Source organism: Streptomyces sp. NBC_00440 (assembly GCF_036014215.1).
Lineage (GTDB): Bacteria > Actinomycetota > Actinomycetes > Streptomycetales > Streptomycetaceae > Streptomyces.
Genome location: NZ_CP107921.1, coordinates 3,236,763 through 3,251,987 on the forward strand (window position 1 = coordinate 3,236,763; position 15,225 = coordinate 3,251,987).

Genomic DNA, 15,225 nt, shown 5'->3' on the forward strand with positions numbered 1-15,225 from the left:
ACCGGCCGCTTCAGCGGGACGCGCCCCCCTCCCTCAGAGCGCACTCCGCCCAGACGACCTTGCCGGGGCCGACCCGCTCGCCGAATCCCCAGGCGTCGGCGACCGCGTCCACCAGGCACAGGCCCCGCCCGCCGACCGCGTCCTGGTCCGGATCGGCCATGCGGGGAGGCACGGACGACGCATCGTGCACCTCGATACGGATGCCGCGTCCGCGCTCGTCCAGCAGGAAGCGGGTTTCGATCTCCCGCCCTGGTGAGACCACGGCATGCCGCCCGGCATTGGTCAGCAGCTCGGAGAGGACGAGCGAAGCCGCGTCCGTGAGCGGCGCGAGGCCCCAGCCCTCCAGCGCGGTACGGAGTTCCGTACGCGCCCGAGCGACACAGGCGGGGTGCCGGCTCCACCGCCGTACGACTGCGCTCTCGGCGTTCCTGACGGTCCGTTCCATCACCGCACCACCACACCGTGCAGCGGGCAGGGCGGCCCGACCTCGACGCCGTGCAGGTCGAACCACGCGATCCGGCTGTACTCCAGCCGCTCGTACGCCAGGGCGGAGAACGAGCCGAGATTGGGACGGAGTTGGTGACCGAGTGGCAGATACGCCCGGCATACGAGGAGACGGCGCCGACGGACCACGATCGGGGGCGGCGGGGCGGGCCGCCGCCTGGCCGACAGATTCAGGAATCGGACCACCGGGCCGACGAGACGGGCAATAAACTTAGGCATGTTGACGCTCCTGCTTGGCGTTGGCCACGCCCCCGGACCGTTGCTGCGGTCGCGGGGGTCCCGTGCGTTCCTGTCGCACTGTGACGAATAACTCACAGCCTGTGGCTTGCGTCGCTACGCTTCTAGGGGTTTCGACCTGACAACGCGAGCTTCAAGTACAGGAGTTGGTCCCGTGTCCGGAGCACCCAAGTCGCGCTCGATCCGGCAGAAGTACGGCGAGGAACTGAGGATCCGGCGCATCGCCGCCGGGCTGACACAGGAAGCGGTGAGCGAGGGGGTGGTCTGCTCCCCGACGCTGATCAGTCACTGGGAGGCGGGGCGCCGCCTGCCGACCCCGGACGACGCGCAGCGCCTGGACCGCGTACTGGGGACGGACGGATTCTTCGCCCGTTGGCTGGAGGACCTCGACACGAAGTTCACCCAGTACTTCGCGCCCGTAGCGGAGTTGGAGCAGCTGACAGCCGAAATCCGTCACTATTCGGCCTCACTCATCCCCGGCTTGCTCCAGACCGAGGAGTATTCGCGCGCGGTCTTCCGCGAGCACGCGCCCAACCATGACAACAAAGAGCTGGACAAGGCTGTTGTCATCCGCCGAGCCCGGGCTGCGTTGCTCGAAAAGCCGTCGAGGCCCGTATTTTGGTGCCTGCTCGACGAGTCGGCGCTCCGCCGGAGGGTGGGTGGTCCGAAGGTCATGGCCGACCAGCTCCACAAGATCGCGGACATGGCGGAAGCCGGACGTCTACGACTGCATGTCCTGCCGTTCAGCGTCGGCTGCCATGCACTCGCGGAAGGAATGCTCTACCTGATGAAATTCGCTGATGCCCCACCGGTTGCCTACACGGAGAGCATGCGCACGGGACATCTGATGGACGATCCGGCGTTGGTCCGCGAATGTCAGACGGCTTACGATCTGGCTCTGAGCGATGCACTGCCACACACAGATTCACTGGCCCTGGTGAGGGCTGTAGCGGAGGAGCACGCACATGCGACGAAGTGAGCAGGTCGTAACAGACGTCACGTTCCTGCGAGGGTGGCGCAAGTCCAGCTACAGCGGCACCGAACAGAACGACTGCCTCGAAGTGGCCGACGGATACCCCGACATCCCCGTCCGCGACTCCAAGAACCCCCACGGCCCGGTCCTCGCATTCCCCGCCGAAGGCTGGACCGCGTTCGTCTCCGCGGTGAAGAATGGGCGCATCACCCCGTAACGCGAACAGCCCTGGCCCGGGACCCGGTTGTCAGGGTGTTCGGTCTTGCTCTGTTCCCTCCCGGAGAGGTGCATACATGACGGCCGCCGAATCCACCGCGCCCCACGACATACCTACGCTCCTCTCAGCCATCCACGCACGGCGCCAGGACCTCGCCGACACCGGGCTCCGGAGCGACCGGGACAACACCGATCCCTCGGACAACCTGGCGCTCCTCTCGGAGATGGGCGCCGCCCGCATACTCGTACCCGCCGCCTACGGCGGTCTGTGGGACGGGACGGCACTCGGCGGGATCGGCGCTTTCACCCGTGCCATCGCTGAGATCAGCGCCGGGGACGGCCCCACCGGCCAGAACTGGGCCACCACCGGACTCGTCAGCCGCGAGATCTTCGACGAGAGCAGCGCCCTGCCCGAGGAGACCCGCAAGGAGCTGGCCGACCGGCTGCTGAACAAGGGCCTGAGGCTCGTCGCGTCCAACGCCGAGACGGGCGTGAACGGCAAGGTCACCGCCCGGCCCGTGGACGGCGGCGTGATCCTCAGCGGGACCAAGTCCTTCAACACCAACAGTGGCGGCCTCGGGATCGCCAACGTCGGATGCGTCCTGCACGGAGAGCAGCCCGGCCCGCATCACGTCCTGGTGGAACTGGGCCACCCCGACGTCGAACTGCACGGCGACTGGGACAACATGGGCCAGCGCGGCACGCGCAGCCAGACGATCACCTATCACGACGTCTTCGTACCCGACGGCTGGCACTATGCCGCGCACACGCCGTCCCCGGCATTCCTCGGCGCGGTGATGCTCCTGCACTCCGGCCTGATGCAGGGCATCGGCGACGGCGCCCTCGACGCCCTGATCCAGTACGTCCGCACGATGAAGCGCGGCGCGCTCCCCCAGTACGCCACCGCGGCCGAGGACCCCCTGATCCTGCGGAGGGTCGGCGATCTGTCGAGCCGGCTGGCCGCATCCCGTGCGCTGCTGTTCGCCGCGGCCGACCGGATCGAGGCCGCCGCCGACGACAACGTTGCCGTTACCTCGGTGGAGTGCTTCCGCGCCAAGGTCGCCTGCGTGGAAGCGTCCCTTGAGGCAGCCGGAAGTATGCACGAGGTGACCGGAGCACGCAGCACCTCGAACGCGTACCGGCTCGACCGCTTCTGGCGCAACGCCCGCACGTTCGCCTCGCACGACCCCATCGATGCCAAGAACGTCTACGTCGGCATGTTCGAGGTGACCGGTGAAATCCCGCCCCTCTCAACGATCTTCCGCTTCTGAGGCCGTATCAGCCCACTGCGGAACAGCCCATTGATCAACGTACGGCGAGGACCAGCTTGCCGATGGTCTGCCCGGACCAGTGAACCGACGGAGACACCAGTGTTCAACGGCATTCGCGCCATCATGATCTTCGCCGAAGACCCGGAGAAGTCCGCTCACTGGTGGGGCAGCGTCCTTCAGACCGAGGTCCACCTCGACATCGACGGCGACGCCGTCTTCGCCTGGCTCGACGTCGCCGGGGTCGAGTTCGGCTTCCACCCCCTGGATGAGAAGCGCAACCGGCGCGGCGGCAGCCCCGTGCCGTACTGGGCCGTCGACGATGTCGCCGCCGTACGCCAGCGCCTCCTGGACGCCGGCTGCACCCACCACCGCGGCCCGCTCGACCTCGGCGACGGCACAGGCCGGAAGATCGCACAGCTCACCGACCCGTTCGGCAACGTGATCGGCATCGACGGATTCTGACTCCCGCTGAGGGCACCCGTGCGCCGCTGGGCCGTCACAGGGAAAACCGCTCCGGGCGGAAGTCCGCCAGCATCGCCTCTCTCTTCCCGCTGACGATCTCCGAAGCGAGCAGCCGGCCGATGACCGGGCCGAGCGTGATGCCGCTGTGGGTAACCGCCTCGTAGTAGCCCGGCACCGACGGCACCGCTCCCACTGAAGGGAATCCGTCGGCCGGGATGGGCCGGTTGGAGATCCGGGTCTCGGTGATGCGGGAGTTGCCCAGCTCGGGAACGACGTGCCGCGCCGATTCGTGGAGCAGCCGGGCGAGTTCCGCCGGCTCCTCGCCGGTGTCGATGAGTGCGTCGATCTCGCGGCTGTGGAGGACCACCGAAGCGTCTCCGTCAGGGCGGATCTCGATGTGCGGCGCGTGCATGGCCCGGCGGACCGGGACGTGGGCACAGCTGATCCGGGTGACGGCGCCGGGTTCGTGGCGCATCGGCAAGTCCCGTGCGACGAACCCGGCGACGTGGGAGGCGCGGGGACCTGCCGCGTTCACGACGGCGTCGACGTCGAGACAGCTCCCGTCGGACAGAGCGACCGTCCTGACGCTCCCGTCGGCGCCGGTGCCGATGTCACGGACGGCCGTGCCGGACCGGAGCTCGGCGCCCGATGCGACGGCCCGGCCGACCAGGCGGCCGACGAGATGACGGCCGTGCACCCAGGCTTCGTCGGGGTAGAAAGCAACCGGAACCTCGCCGGGCAGCGTGAGAGCGGGTTCGAGGCGGCGGCGCACCTCTGCCCCCGTGGACACCTCGACCCGGTAGTCCCAGCCGGTCAGCAGTTCGGCTGTTTTCAGGAGCTTCGTCTCCGCTGCGGCATCGTCCGCCCAGCGCAGGTGGCCGCTGGGATGCCACCACGAGTCCGGCCCGATGGTCCCGGCAAGGTCCCGGTACGCCGCCATGCCTGCGACGTTCAGGTCGAAGTAGGACCTGCGCGCGGTCTTGTTGCTGGCGTTGACCCACGAGAAAGACCAGTTGGTGACGGATTCGCCCGGCCGGCCCGCGTCGATGAAGACCACCCTGACGCCTTGCCGGGACAGGTTCCAGCCCACGCAGGCTCCGAGGATGCCCACTCCGATGACAGCAACACGTTCAGGTCGCTCCATGGATCCGATCCTAGGGATGCGCGCGCCGAGCCGCTCGGCCCAGCAGCTCGTTAATACCCGGAAATATCCTCTTTGCTGGCATTATCGTCAGGCAGTCGACCCGTCCCGGAGAGCCCGGGCAGCAGCCCTGAGGAGACGCTCTGATGTCAGCGGACGAGCCAGCCGCAGACCAGCAAGCCGCCCTGCTCGCCGATCCGTTCGGGCCGTTGCGGAGCAGGGGCTATCACCTGCTCCTCGTCGTCACCGGGCTCTTCGGTGTCGTGCTCTCGGCCGGTGCCTACGGCTTTCTGGAAGCCGTCCACTACCTCCAGGAGGCCGTCTTCACCGACCTGCCCCACGGGCTCGGGCTTGACAGCGTTCCTGTCTGGTGGCCGGTGCCCATGCTCGTCATCGCCGGGCTGCTGGTCGCGTTGACCGTGCGGTATCTGCCGGGCAACGGCGGTCATCAGCCCGCCGAAGGGCTCAAGACCAAGGGCGCCGCACCCGCCGCCGAGCTGCCCGGCATCCTGCTGGCCGCCGTCGCCTCCCTCGCGTTCGGTGCGGTCATCGGGCCGGAGGCGCCCATGATCGCGCTGGGTGGCGGTGTCGCCCTCTACGGGTTCCGGCTGCTGCGGCCCGGCTCCACCGCGAGGGAGCAGGGACTCGTGGCGGCGGCCGGCAGCTTCGCCGCCATCAGTGCGCTGCTGGGTTCGCCGCTGGTGGGGGCCTTTCTGCTGATGGAGGCTTCCGGGCTCGGCGGGCCGATGCTCGGGATCGTGCTCGTACCCGGGCTGCTGGCCGCCGGGATCGGCTCGCTGATCTTCACCGGGCTCGGCACCTGGGCCGGTGTCGGCGCCGGAACGCTCGTCATCCCGAACCTGCCCCATGTGGAGCGCCCCGACATCGCCCAGTTCGGCTACGCGCTGGTGATCGGGATCGCCGCCGCGACCCTCGGTGCGGGGGTCCGCCGCATGGCGCTGCGGCTGCAACCGGGCGTGAACCGGCGGCGGATGGTGTGGACACCGGTGATCGGCCTGGCCGTGGCGGGGCTGGCCATCGCGTACGCCGAAGGGTCCGGCAAGGCAACGTCCGACGTGCTGTTCTCCGGGCAGAGCGCGCTGCCGCACCTCCTGCTCAGCACCACCTCGTACTCCCTCGGCGCACTGGTGCTGCTCCTCGCCTGCAAGTCCCTCGCGTACTGCGTGTCGCTGGCGGCCTTCCGCGGCGGCCCGATCTTCCCGGCGCTGTTCCTCGGCGCCGCGGGCGGGATCGCGCTGTCGCATCTTCCGGGGCTGCCGTTCGTCTCGGCTGCCGCGATGGGGATGGGTGCGATGTCGGTGGCCCTGCTCCGGCTGCCGATGACCTCCGTACTGCTGGCCACGCTGCTGCTGGGACATGACGGCCTCACTGTCATGCCGCTGGTGATCGTGGCGGTGGTGGTCTGCCATGTCGTGTCGGCACGGCTCAACCCGCCGCCGGTGGAGGGCGAGGCCACCCGGGCGGGCACCCCGGCGGCGGCCCCGTCCTCGCCCTCGGCCGCCTGACCCGACGGGGCCACGGTCAGCAAAGCTTCAGGCCGGCCGGCGGTGCTCCTTGGCGCCCTCCCAGACCGTCAGAAACGCCAGTCGCAGGCATCCCGCGAGCGCCGGGTGCTCGATGAACAAGGTGGTGGTGGAGCCCGCGCCGGCCACCGGGTCGGGCATGTCGCACAGCACCAGAGAAGAGTCGGCGACAACCAGCTTCAGCGGCAGTTCGGGGGTGAAGCGGGCCTGCTCCCCCGCGTCGGCGAAGCGCCGTATGTGCTCCACGGTCCCGGGATTGTCCAGCGCGTCGTCGAGGTAGATGGCACGGACCGTGCCGCCCGCCCGGTGCAGCCGGCGGACGACCTTGATTCCTTCGGTGTTCTCCTCGGGCGCGACGAAGGGGGGCTTGCAGAAGGTCAACAGCTCGTGCTGGGCCTGCTGCTGGATGTCGGCGAAGCGTTCGGCGATCGCCTTCGGGTCGCGCAGGATCTCGATGTAGTCCAGCGGGTCGGTGTGCACCCGCCCGTCGGACCAGAGCGGCTGCAGCACGGCGGCCAGCCCCTCCGAGACCCGCTCCAACCGGTCCACGGACTCGCGTTGAAGAGCCATCAGGCGGGCCACGGCCAGCTCCGGGGTGACGGCGGAATATGTGGCGACCCGCCCGGGGTGGGTGGTGACCAGCCGACGCCGTACCAGTGCGTCCAGGACGTCGTAAACCCGCTGGCGCGGTACGTCCGCCTCGCGGGCCACCTCGGCGGCCGTGTACGAATCACGCCTGATGAGGCCGAGATAGACACGTGCCTCGTACCGGGCCAAGCCGAGCGCCACCAGATCGCTGATCGGTCCTTCTTCCAACTCCATGGCAAGACAAGGTATATGCCAAGGGGCACGGGTCGAGGGAAAGGCTTTACCAACGCCCGGTAGCCACTTGGGCAAGCAGTTGAATAGCTTTCTATTAGCCACCACTCAACGGGGTGGCAGTAGTCGAGCGAACAGCGCCACCCTCAGGATCCGCGACGTTCTGTCCGGATGAATTCCTCGTCATGTGCGTTGTCATGCACTTGACACGAATGCCCCCGGATGTCCGTTCGGACACCCAACCCCCCACGGAGGGCAGCTCCTTGCAGTCTCATCGAAACGGCCTGTTGCGTCGCGGCGCACCGGCCCTGTTGTCAGCAGTGGCACTCATATCCGGCGGCCTCCTCGCCGCCTCCCAGACGTCCGCGTTCGCGACGACGGGCTCCGCGGCACCGGCATCGACGGTGCACACGCACCGGCTCTGCTCACAGCCGACCAAGCCCGGCTACATGGCGTGCAACGCCGTGGCCCGCACCGACATCAAGCAGCAGAAGTCGCTCGGCCACAACGCCGCCCCCTCCGGCTTCGGCCCCAGCGACCTGCAGTCCGCCTACAACCTCCCCAAGGACGGCGGCTCGGGCCAGACGGTCGCGATCGTCGACGCCAACGACGACCCCAACGCCGAGGCGGACCTGGGCAGTTACCGGTCCCAGTACGGTCTGCCCGCCTGCACCACCGACAACGGCTGCTTCAAGAAGATCGACCAGGACGGCAGCTCCAACTACCCGGCACCCGACGCCGGCTGGGCCGGAGAGATCTCCCTCGACGTCGACATGGTCAGCTCGGCCTGCCCGCAGTGCCACATCCTGCTCGTCGAGGCCAACTCCGCCAGCATGGACGACCTCGGCGCGGCCGTGAACCAGGCCGTCAAGCAGGGTGCCAAGTACGTCTCCAACAGCTACGGCGGCGGTGAGGACGCCAGCGACACGCAGTCGGACGACCAGTACTTCAAGCACCCCGGCGTCGCCATCACCGTGAGCTCCGGTGACAGCGGCTACGGCGTCGAGTACCCGGCCGCCTCGCAGTACGTCACCGCGGTCGGCGGCACCTCGCTCAAGAAGGACAGCAGCACGCGTGGCTGGTCCGAGTCCGTCTGGGGCACCAGCGCGGGCGGCGAGGGAGCAGGCTCGGGCTGCTCGCAGTACGACGCGAAGCCGTCCTGGCAGAAGGACGCCAACTGCGCCAAGCGCGCCGTCGCTGACGTGTCGTCCGTCGCCGACCCGGCCACCGGCCTCGCGGTCTACGACACCTACCAGGCCAGCGGCTGGAACGTCTACGGCGGCACCAGCGCCGCTTCGCCGTTCATCGCGGGCGTCTACGCTCTCGCCGGCGCCCCCGGCGCGAGTGACACCCCCGCCTCGTACCCGTACGCCCACACCGGCTCCCTCAACGACGTCACCACCGGGGCCAACGGGTCGTGCAGCGACTACCTGTGCAAGGCGGGCAAGGGCTACGACGGCCCGACCGGTCTCGGTACGCCGAACGGCACCGCGGCCTTCACCAAGTAACCCGCACCACCCGGCTCTGCGCGCACGCGAGGGCCACGCGGTGACCACGGCGACGTGAACACCGCACCGCGAACGCAGCGGGCCCGGACCGGTAATCCCGTCCGGGCCCGCTGTCCTGTCCGAACCCGGGGCGAGGCCCGCGCCGGCGCCCGCCCGACCGGCCCGGCTCGTTCCGCCCCGGCTCAGCCCGCCCCGGCTGATCCCACCGCGGCTCAGCCCAGCGAGTTGCGCAGCCCCAGGTTGCTGCTGAGCAGGCCGCCGTCCACCGGCAGCGTCACCCCGGTGATCCACGCGGCGTCCCGCGACGCCAGGAACGCGATCGCCGCCGCGATGTCCTCCGGCACCCCGACCCGGCCCAACGGGTAGTGCTTCGCGGCCTGTTCGAGGGTCGCCTCCACCCCGCGCGCCGCCCATACGTCCGTGTGGATCGTGCCCGGCGCCACCAGGTTGACCCGGACCCCGCGCGGCGCCGCGTGGCCGGCGAGGGTGCGGGTCAGGCTCGTCAGGCCCGCCTTCGCCGCGCTGTACGCGTGGTTGCCGAAGTCCTGGGCACCGTTGACCGAGCCGACGCTGACGATGGCGCCCCGGCCGCCCGCCGCAGCGAGATGCGGCATGGCGGCGCGCGAGACACGGAACGCGCCACTGAGCGTCGCGTCCAGATCGCGGTGCCAGGACTCGTCGTCCTCGTCCTCGAAGAGCGGGGCGTCGGGCGAGCAGGCGTACGCGTTGTTGACCAGGACGTCGAGTGCGCCGAACTCCCCCACCGCGTACGCCACGGCCGCCTCCACGGCGGACCGGTCGGTGACATCGCAGGTGAACGGCAGCGCGCCCGGCAGCGCCGCCGCGGTCTTCTCCGCGCGGCCGCCGTCCAGGTCGGTGACCAGGACGCGGGCGCCCTCGTCGGTGAAGCGGCGGGCGGTGGCCGCGCCGATTCCCCTTCCCGCTCCGGTGATCAGGACCGCGTAACCCTCGAACCGCCTCGTGATATCCATACGGCGATCATGTCGCCGAGCGCACCGCCCTGACCAGGGCCTGGGCGCGCGGATCGGCGGTGACGCCCTTCTGGAGCGCATTGGTCACATACCCCAGCGCGACCCCGGACTCGGGGTCGGCGAAACCGAGCGAGCCGCCCCGGCCGGGGTGCCCGAACGAGCCGGGGCCGAGCAGCGGGGCCGACGGGCCGTGCAGCATGAAGCCGAGGCCGAAGCGGGTGTTGACGACGAGCACGCGGTCCGGGCCCGACGACTCCTCGCTGCGGGCCAGGGCGAGGGTGGCGGGGGCGAAGAGGCGGTTGCCGTTGTCGACGTGACCGATCATCGCGGCATAGACACGGGCCAGCGCGCGGGCGGTGGAAATGCCGCCGGAGCCCGGGAGTTCGGCGGCGCGGTAGGCGGGGTCGTTCTCGTCGGGGAACGGCTCGATGGCGCCGAAGGCGCGACTGGTCAGCGAGGAGGGGTCCTGGTACGCCTCGCTGACGGACCGCTTCGGCTTGAGCTTGAGGCCACTGCCGACCGGCGGCGCGGCGACGCTGCCGATCCGGCCGACGCGGTGCGCCTCCTCGGCGGGCAGGCCGACCCAGAAGTCGATGTCGAGGGGGCGGGCGATCTCCTCGGCGATCCAGCGGCCGATGGTGCGGCCGGTGACCCGCCGGACGAGTTCGCTCAGCAGCCAGCTGTACGTCTGCGCGTGGTAGCCGTGCTCGGTGCCCGGCTCCCAGACGGCCTGCTGGGCGGCGACGGCGCGCGGGCCCGACACCCCGTCGATGGCCTCGGCGGGGGTGAGGGGGCTGTCGATGAGGGGGACGCCGGTGCGGTGGGCCAGGAAGTGCCGGACGAGGGCGCGTTCCTTGCCGCCCGCCTTGAACTCCGGCCAGTACGTGGAGACCGGGGCGTCGAGGTCCAGCTGGCCGCGCTGGTGCAGGAGCAGCGGGACGGCGGCGGCCACCCCCTTGGTCGCGGACCTGACGACCTGGGCGGTGTCCAGGGCCCAGGGCTCGGCGCCGTCCACGTCCTTCGTACCGGCCCAGAGGTCGACGACCTTGTGACCGTCTCGGTAGACGGTGACGGCCGCGCCGCGCTCCGCACGGTGTGTGAAGTTCCGTATGAAGGCGTCCCGGACCGCCTCGAATCCGTCCGCCACTGTGCCCTGGACGTCCACCACGTCGCGCTCCCACACATCTAGCAGTACGCCCGGACTGGCGTACAAGGTCCATGGTGCGGGTGCGGCCTGCCGGTCAGTGCCGGGGGGTGGGTCTTCCGTGTGACCGGAGGGGTGGGCACCCCTGTGGCGGGATCCCCGTGGCGGGACGGAGGCCTAGAGTCCGTGAAGCCGGACGATCTTGCGAATGAGCGTGCGAGCCCCGGACAGGAAAGCCCGGACCGGGAAAGTCCCGAGCAGGGGAGCCCCGAGCACGGAAGCCCGGAGCAGGAAAAGCACCGAGCAGAAGAAGCACCGAGCAGGAAAAGAGCCAGAGCAGGAAAGCAGGTCCCGCCATGCCGACTCCATCCGACCGTGTGGCCTCCCCGGCAGGGAAGCCGGGCGGCACCCCGCGGTTCGCGGCGCCCGTGGTGGCCTTCGCCTTCTGGATCACCATGGTGGGGACCACCGTGCCCACTCCCCTGTACCCGCTGTACGAGAACGACTTCAGCTTCACGCCCATCATGGTCACCGTGATCTTCGCCGTCTACGCGATCGGGGTGGTCGTCGGGCTCCTGACCTTCGGGCGCCTGTCGGACCAGATCGGGCGCCGCCCGGTCCTGATGGCGGCGACCCTGCTCTCCGTCTGCGCAGCCGTGGTCTTCCTGATCGCCGGGGATGTGCCGGTCCTGCTGTTCGGACGGGTGCTCTCCGGTTTCTCTGCGGCGCTGGTGACCGGCGCCGGCACGGCCGCGCTCACCGAGCTGATGCCGCCCGACGGCAGGGTGCGCCCCGCCACGGTGGCGCTCTTCGCCAACATGGGCGGGCTGGCCTGCGGCCCGCTGCTCGCCGGGGTGCTGGCCGATACGGCGCCCTCCCCGCTGCGTACACCGTGGGTCGTCTCGCTCGTTCTCGCGGCGCTCGCCCTCGCCGGTCTCGCGCTCACCCCGGAGACCGCGCGCCACCGCACCGGATTCACCTTCCGGTTCCAGCCGCTGCACGTCCCGGCGGAGATCCGTTCGGACTTCCTGCGGTCGGCGATGGTCACCGGGACGGGCTTCGCGGTGCTCGGGGTGCTCACCGCCGTGACCGGGCTGTTCCTCGGTGACGTGCTGCACGACACCGATCACACGCTCACCGGGGCCGTCGTCTTCACCGCGTTCGTCTGCACCGCGCTGGGTCAGCTGCTGATCCGCCGGATCGGGTCCGGGCCGGCGCTGACCGTGGCCTGTGTGGGGCTGATCGCCGCGGCGGCGCTCATCGCGACGGCCATGGTCACCGAGACCCTGGCCCCGCTGATCGTCGGCGCCGCGGTGAACGGTCTGGCGACCGGTATCGCCATCGGCTACGGACTCGGTACCATCACCACCCGCAGCGATCCGGAGCACCGGGGCGCCGCGGTGTCGACGTTCTTCGCGATCCTGTACACGATGCTCGCCGTCCCCTCGATCGGCGTCGGCGTACTGATCCACGCCTCCAGCCTGCGGCCGGCCGGGGAGGTGTTCAGCTGCGCGGTGGCGCTGCTGGCCCTCGCCGTACTGGTGAGCCTGGCGGCCGGACGGCGTACGGGGGAGGGCGGCGGCACCTGATCGCCGCGGGTCTGTCCGGCGCGGCCAGGCCATCTGCTCAGAGCAGGTGTCCGGCCCCGAGACAGGCCCTCTGCTCAGACCGCCGCGCGCGGGTTGAAGCCGAACGGCAGCTCAAGCCGGTGCGCCTGCATCAGCGCCTCGTCCGCGAGGATGTCGCCGGTCGCCCCGTCGCCGACGATCACGCCGTCGCTGAGCACCACGGCGCGCGGGCACAGCTCCAGCGCGTACGGCAGGTCGTGCGTCACCATCAGCACCGTCACCTCCAACGACCGCAGGATGTCGGCGAGTTCACGGCGGGATGCCGGGTCGAGGTTGGACGAGGGCTCGTCCAGGACCAGGATCTCCGGCTCCATCGCGAGGACGGTCGCGACCGCGACACGGCGGCGCTGGCCGTACGAGAGGTGGTGCGGGGGCCGGTCCGCGTAGGACTCCATGCCGACCTGGGTGAGCGCCGCGGCGACCCGCGCCTCCAGCTCAGGCCCGCGCAGCCCGGCGGCGGCCGGCCCGAAGGCGACGTCCTCGCGGACCGTCGGCATGAACAGCTGGTCGTCGGGGTCCTGGAAGACGATGCCGACGCGGCGCCGGATCTCCGCGAGGTTGGCCTTGGCGACCGGCAGCCCGGCCACCGAGACCGTGCCGGCGCCGCCGGTGAGGATGCCGTTGAGATGGAGGACGAGCGTGGTCTTGCCCGCGCCGTTGGGCCCGAGCAGGGCGACCCGCTGGCCGCGCTCGACGGCCAGGTCGACCCCGAAGAGCGCCTGGTGGCCGTCGGGGTAGGCGTACGCGAGGCCGGCGATCTCAAGGGAGGGCGGCGCGGTGCGGGTCGTAGTCACAGGGTCCATCCCAGCAGACAGACGCAGAGCGCGGCGACGGGGAGTGCCGCGGCGGACCGCCACTGCGCTCCCGACGCCGTCACTTCGTCGATGACCGGCATGGTCCCGGTGTATCCCCGGCTGACCATGGCCAGATGTACGCGCTCGCCCCGTTCGTAGGAGCGGATGAAGAGCGCCCCGGCCGACTTGCCGAGCACCCCCCACTGCCGTACGCCGCGTGCCTCGAAGCCGCGTGAGCGGCGGGCGATCGACATCCGGCGCATCTCGTCGGTGATCACGTCGCCGTACCGGATCATGAAGGACGCGATCTGCACCAGCATCGGCGGGAGTTTCAGCCGCTGGAGCCCGAGGAGCAGCGAGCGCAGTTCGGTGGTGGACGCGAGGAGTACGGACGCGGCGACGCCGAGCGTGCCCTTGGCCAGGACGTTCCAGGCGCCCCAGAGTCCGGGCTCGCTGACCGAGAGGCCCAGGACGTGGACCTGGTCGCCGGGGACGACGAACGGCATGAGCACCGCGAAGGCCACGAACGGGATCTCGATGAGCAGCCGCTTGAGGAGGAACCCGGCCGGGATGCGGGCCACGGCGGTCACCCCCGCGAGCAGCACCGCGTACAGCGCGAACGCCCACATCGCCTCGCGCGGGGTGGAGACCACCACGAGCACGAAGGTGAAGACGGCGGCGAGCTTGCAGTGCGGCGGCAGGTCGTGGACCGGGGAGTGGCCGTGCCGGTAGAGCTTGTGCGCGTGACCGGCGCCCATGTCAGACGGCTTCCGCGCTCGGGCCGGCCGGGGCGGCCTGCGTACGGCGGCGGCGGACCGCCCAGAAGACACCGCTGCCCACGACGACCGTGGCGCCGACCCCGATCAGCCCGGCGAGACCGCCGGAGAGCCGGGCGTCGGAGATGTCCTTGACGCCGTACCCGGCGAGCGGGGAGTCCCCGGTGCGGTGCGGCTGCTCCTTGGCGTCGATGCCCTTGTCGTGGGCGACCTTCTCCAGGCCGTCGGGGCTGGCGGACGCGTAGAAGGAGACGAACCCGGCCAGTACGAGGGCGGTGATCAGCCCGATGCCCCAGATCCTGCGGGTGGACCGGGCGGACCGGGCGGACCGGGCGGCGGCCGGGACCGGCTCGGCCGCGGGCGCGTCGATGAGTTCGCCGCCCACCCGGAGCTTGAGCGGCGCGGTCAGTCCGCGGGCGCCGTAGACCAGGTCGGGGCGGACGGCGATCACGGCGCCCACGGTGAGTGCGGTGATCGCGGCCTCGCCGATGCCGATGAGGACATGGACACCGACCATCGCGGTCAGCACCTTGCCGACCGGGACATCGGTGGTGCCGCCGAGTGCGTACATCGCGGTGAAGGCGAGCGCCGCGCACGGTACGGAGAGCAGCGCGGCGACGAAAGAAGCGGCGGTGACCGAACTGCGGCGGCGGGGCAGCACCTTGACCAGACCGCGGAAGACGGCGTACGCGACGACGGTCGTCACGATGGCCATGTCCGTGATGTTCACCCCGAGGGCGGTGAGCCCGCCGTCGGCGAAGAGGATGCCCTGCATCAGCAGGACGACGGAGACACAGAGCACCCCGGTGTACGGGCCGACCAGGATCGCGGCGAGCGCGCCGCCCAGCAGATGGCCGCTGGTGCCGGCGGCGACGGGGAAGTTCAGCATCTGCACGGAGAAGATGAACGCGGCGACCAGGCCGGCGAGCGGCGCGGTCCGCTCGTCCAGCTCACGGCGCGCGCCCCGGAGGCTCACGGCGATCGCGCCCGCGGCGATTACACCGGTCACCGCCGATACGGGGGCGTTGATGAATCCGTCGGGGACATGCATGTGGTGACTCTCTCCTCGCGATGGCGCACCGGCGGTGGTGAACCGTTCGATGATAGAGCCTTGTTGCGAATGGTTCGCAAGAGCGCCTCAGTCCCAGCTGCGGCGGCACAGCGGTGGCCGAGCGGTGGCATCCCTGTCAAAATATGGGACATTAGATGACAAATA

Annotated in this window: 16 protein-coding genes; 7 read left to right on the plus strand and 9 right to left on the minus strand. The window is 70.4% G+C overall.

The features are described 5' to 3' along the window. Positions 1–10: 10 nt before the first annotated feature. Positions 11–445 (minus strand): ATP-binding protein, encoded by a 435-nt coding sequence (locus OHB13_RS14395; protein ID WP_328377363.1) that lies wholly within the window; start codon positions 443–445, stop codon positions 11–13. Then, positions 445–723 carry a hypothetical protein gene (locus tag OHB13_RS14400; RefSeq protein ID WP_266856098.1) on the minus strand — a complete coding sequence of 93 codons (279 nt, stop codon included), beginning with the start codon at positions 721–723 and terminating at the stop codon, positions 445–447. The genes OHB13_RS14395 and OHB13_RS14400 overlap by 1 nt, the downstream gene beginning before the upstream one ends. A gap of 172 nt (positions 724–895) precedes the next feature. Here OHB13_RS14400 and OHB13_RS14405 point away from each other — a divergent pair, with 172 nt between their 5' ends. The 4 genes from OHB13_RS14405 (at position 896) to OHB13_RS14420 (ending at position 3,663) form a co-directional block, all read left to right on the plus strand. Beyond that, positions 896–1,720 carry a helix-turn-helix domain-containing protein gene (locus tag OHB13_RS14405; RefSeq protein WP_328377364.1) on the plus strand — a complete coding sequence of 275 codons (825 nt, stop codon included), beginning with the start codon at positions 896–898 and terminating at the stop codon, positions 1,718–1,720. Further along, on the plus strand, positions 1,707–1,931 hold the full coding sequence (locus OHB13_RS14410; RefSeq protein ID WP_328377365.1) for a DUF397 domain-containing protein: 225 nt from the start codon (positions 1,707–1,709) through the stop codon (positions 1,929–1,931). The genes OHB13_RS14405 and OHB13_RS14410 overlap by 14 nt, the downstream gene beginning before the upstream one ends. A gap of 76 nt (positions 1,932–2,007) precedes the next feature. Then, positions 2,008–3,201 carry an acyl-CoA dehydrogenase family protein gene (locus OHB13_RS14415; protein ID WP_328377366.1) on the plus strand — a complete coding sequence of 398 codons (1,194 nt, stop codon included), beginning with the start codon at positions 2,008–2,010 and terminating at the stop codon, positions 3,199–3,201. A gap of 99 nt (positions 3,202–3,300) precedes the next feature. Then, the gene (locus tag OHB13_RS14420) at positions 3,301–3,663 is read left to right on the plus strand and encodes a VOC family protein (protein ID WP_328377367.1); all 363 of its coding nucleotides are present in this window, start codon (positions 3,301–3,303) and stop codon (positions 3,661–3,663) included. A gap of 34 nt (positions 3,664–3,697) precedes the next feature. On the opposite strand, the gene OHB13_RS14425 is transcribed toward OHB13_RS14420, so the two are convergent. Continuing rightward, positions 3,698–4,807, minus strand: a complete 1,110-nt coding sequence (locus OHB13_RS14425) for an NAD(P)/FAD-dependent oxidoreductase (protein ID WP_328377368.1) — start codon at positions 4,805–4,807, stop codon at positions 3,698–3,700. A gap of 143 nt (positions 4,808–4,950) precedes the next feature. Here OHB13_RS14425 and OHB13_RS14430 point away from each other — a divergent pair, with 143 nt between their 5' ends. Then, complete coding sequence (locus tag OHB13_RS14430; protein ID WP_328377369.1) at positions 4,951–6,330, plus strand: chloride channel protein; 1,380 nt, start codon at positions 4,951–4,953, stop codon at positions 6,328–6,330. 27 nt (positions 6,331–6,357) lie between these two features. Here OHB13_RS14430 and OHB13_RS14435 read toward each other — a convergent pair whose 3' ends face one another. After that, complete coding sequence (locus OHB13_RS14435; RefSeq protein ID WP_266856086.1) at positions 6,358–7,170, minus strand: TrmB family transcriptional regulator; 813 nt, start codon at positions 7,168–7,170, stop codon at positions 6,358–6,360. A 317-nt stretch (positions 7,171–7,487) separates the two neighbouring features. Here OHB13_RS14435 and OHB13_RS14440 point away from each other — a divergent pair, with 317 nt between their 5' ends. Next, positions 7,488–8,675, plus strand: coding sequence for a S53 family peptidase (locus OHB13_RS14440; RefSeq protein WP_266856085.1), 1,188 nt, complete (start codon positions 7,488–7,490; stop codon positions 8,673–8,675). 212 nt (positions 8,676–8,887) lie between these two features. Here OHB13_RS14440 and OHB13_RS14445 read toward each other — a convergent pair whose 3' ends face one another. Continuing rightward, entirely contained in the window at positions 8,888–9,667 is a 780-nt protein-coding gene (locus OHB13_RS14445; RefSeq protein WP_266856084.1) for an SDR family NAD(P)-dependent oxidoreductase, read from the minus strand. A gap of 7 nt (positions 9,668–9,674) precedes the next feature. Continuing rightward, positions 9,675–10,832, minus strand: coding sequence for a serine hydrolase domain-containing protein (locus OHB13_RS14450; RefSeq protein WP_266861008.1), 1,158 nt, complete (start codon positions 10,830–10,832; stop codon positions 9,675–9,677). A 335-nt stretch (positions 10,833–11,167) separates the two neighbouring features. Between OHB13_RS14450 and OHB13_RS14455 the strand changes: the two genes are divergently transcribed. Next, positions 11,168–12,400 (plus strand): MFS transporter, encoded by a 1,233-nt coding sequence (locus tag OHB13_RS14455; RefSeq protein WP_328377370.1) that lies wholly within the window; start codon positions 11,168–11,170, stop codon positions 12,398–12,400. A gap of 74 nt (positions 12,401–12,474) precedes the next feature. Here OHB13_RS14455 and OHB13_RS14460 read toward each other — a convergent pair whose 3' ends face one another. Genes OHB13_RS14460 through OHB13_RS14470 form a run of 3 tightly spaced genes read right to left on the minus strand, consistent with a single transcriptional unit; the run spans position 12,475 to position 15,060 of the window. After that, positions 12,475–13,242, minus strand: a complete 768-nt coding sequence (locus OHB13_RS14460; RefSeq protein WP_328377371.1) for an energy-coupling factor ABC transporter ATP-binding protein — start codon at positions 13,240–13,242, stop codon at positions 12,475–12,477. Further along, entirely contained in the window at positions 13,230–13,991 is a 762-nt protein-coding gene (gene cbiQ / locus OHB13_RS14465) for a cobalt ECF transporter T component CbiQ (RefSeq protein ID WP_266856079.1), read from the minus strand. The genes OHB13_RS14460 and cbiQ overlap by 13 nt, the downstream gene beginning before the upstream one ends. A gap of 1 nt (position 13,992) precedes the next feature. Next, positions 13,993–15,060, minus strand: coding sequence for an energy-coupling factor ABC transporter permease (locus OHB13_RS14470; protein WP_328377372.1), 1,068 nt, complete (start codon positions 15,058–15,060; stop codon positions 13,993–13,995). Positions 15,061–15,225: the final 165 nt, after the last annotated feature.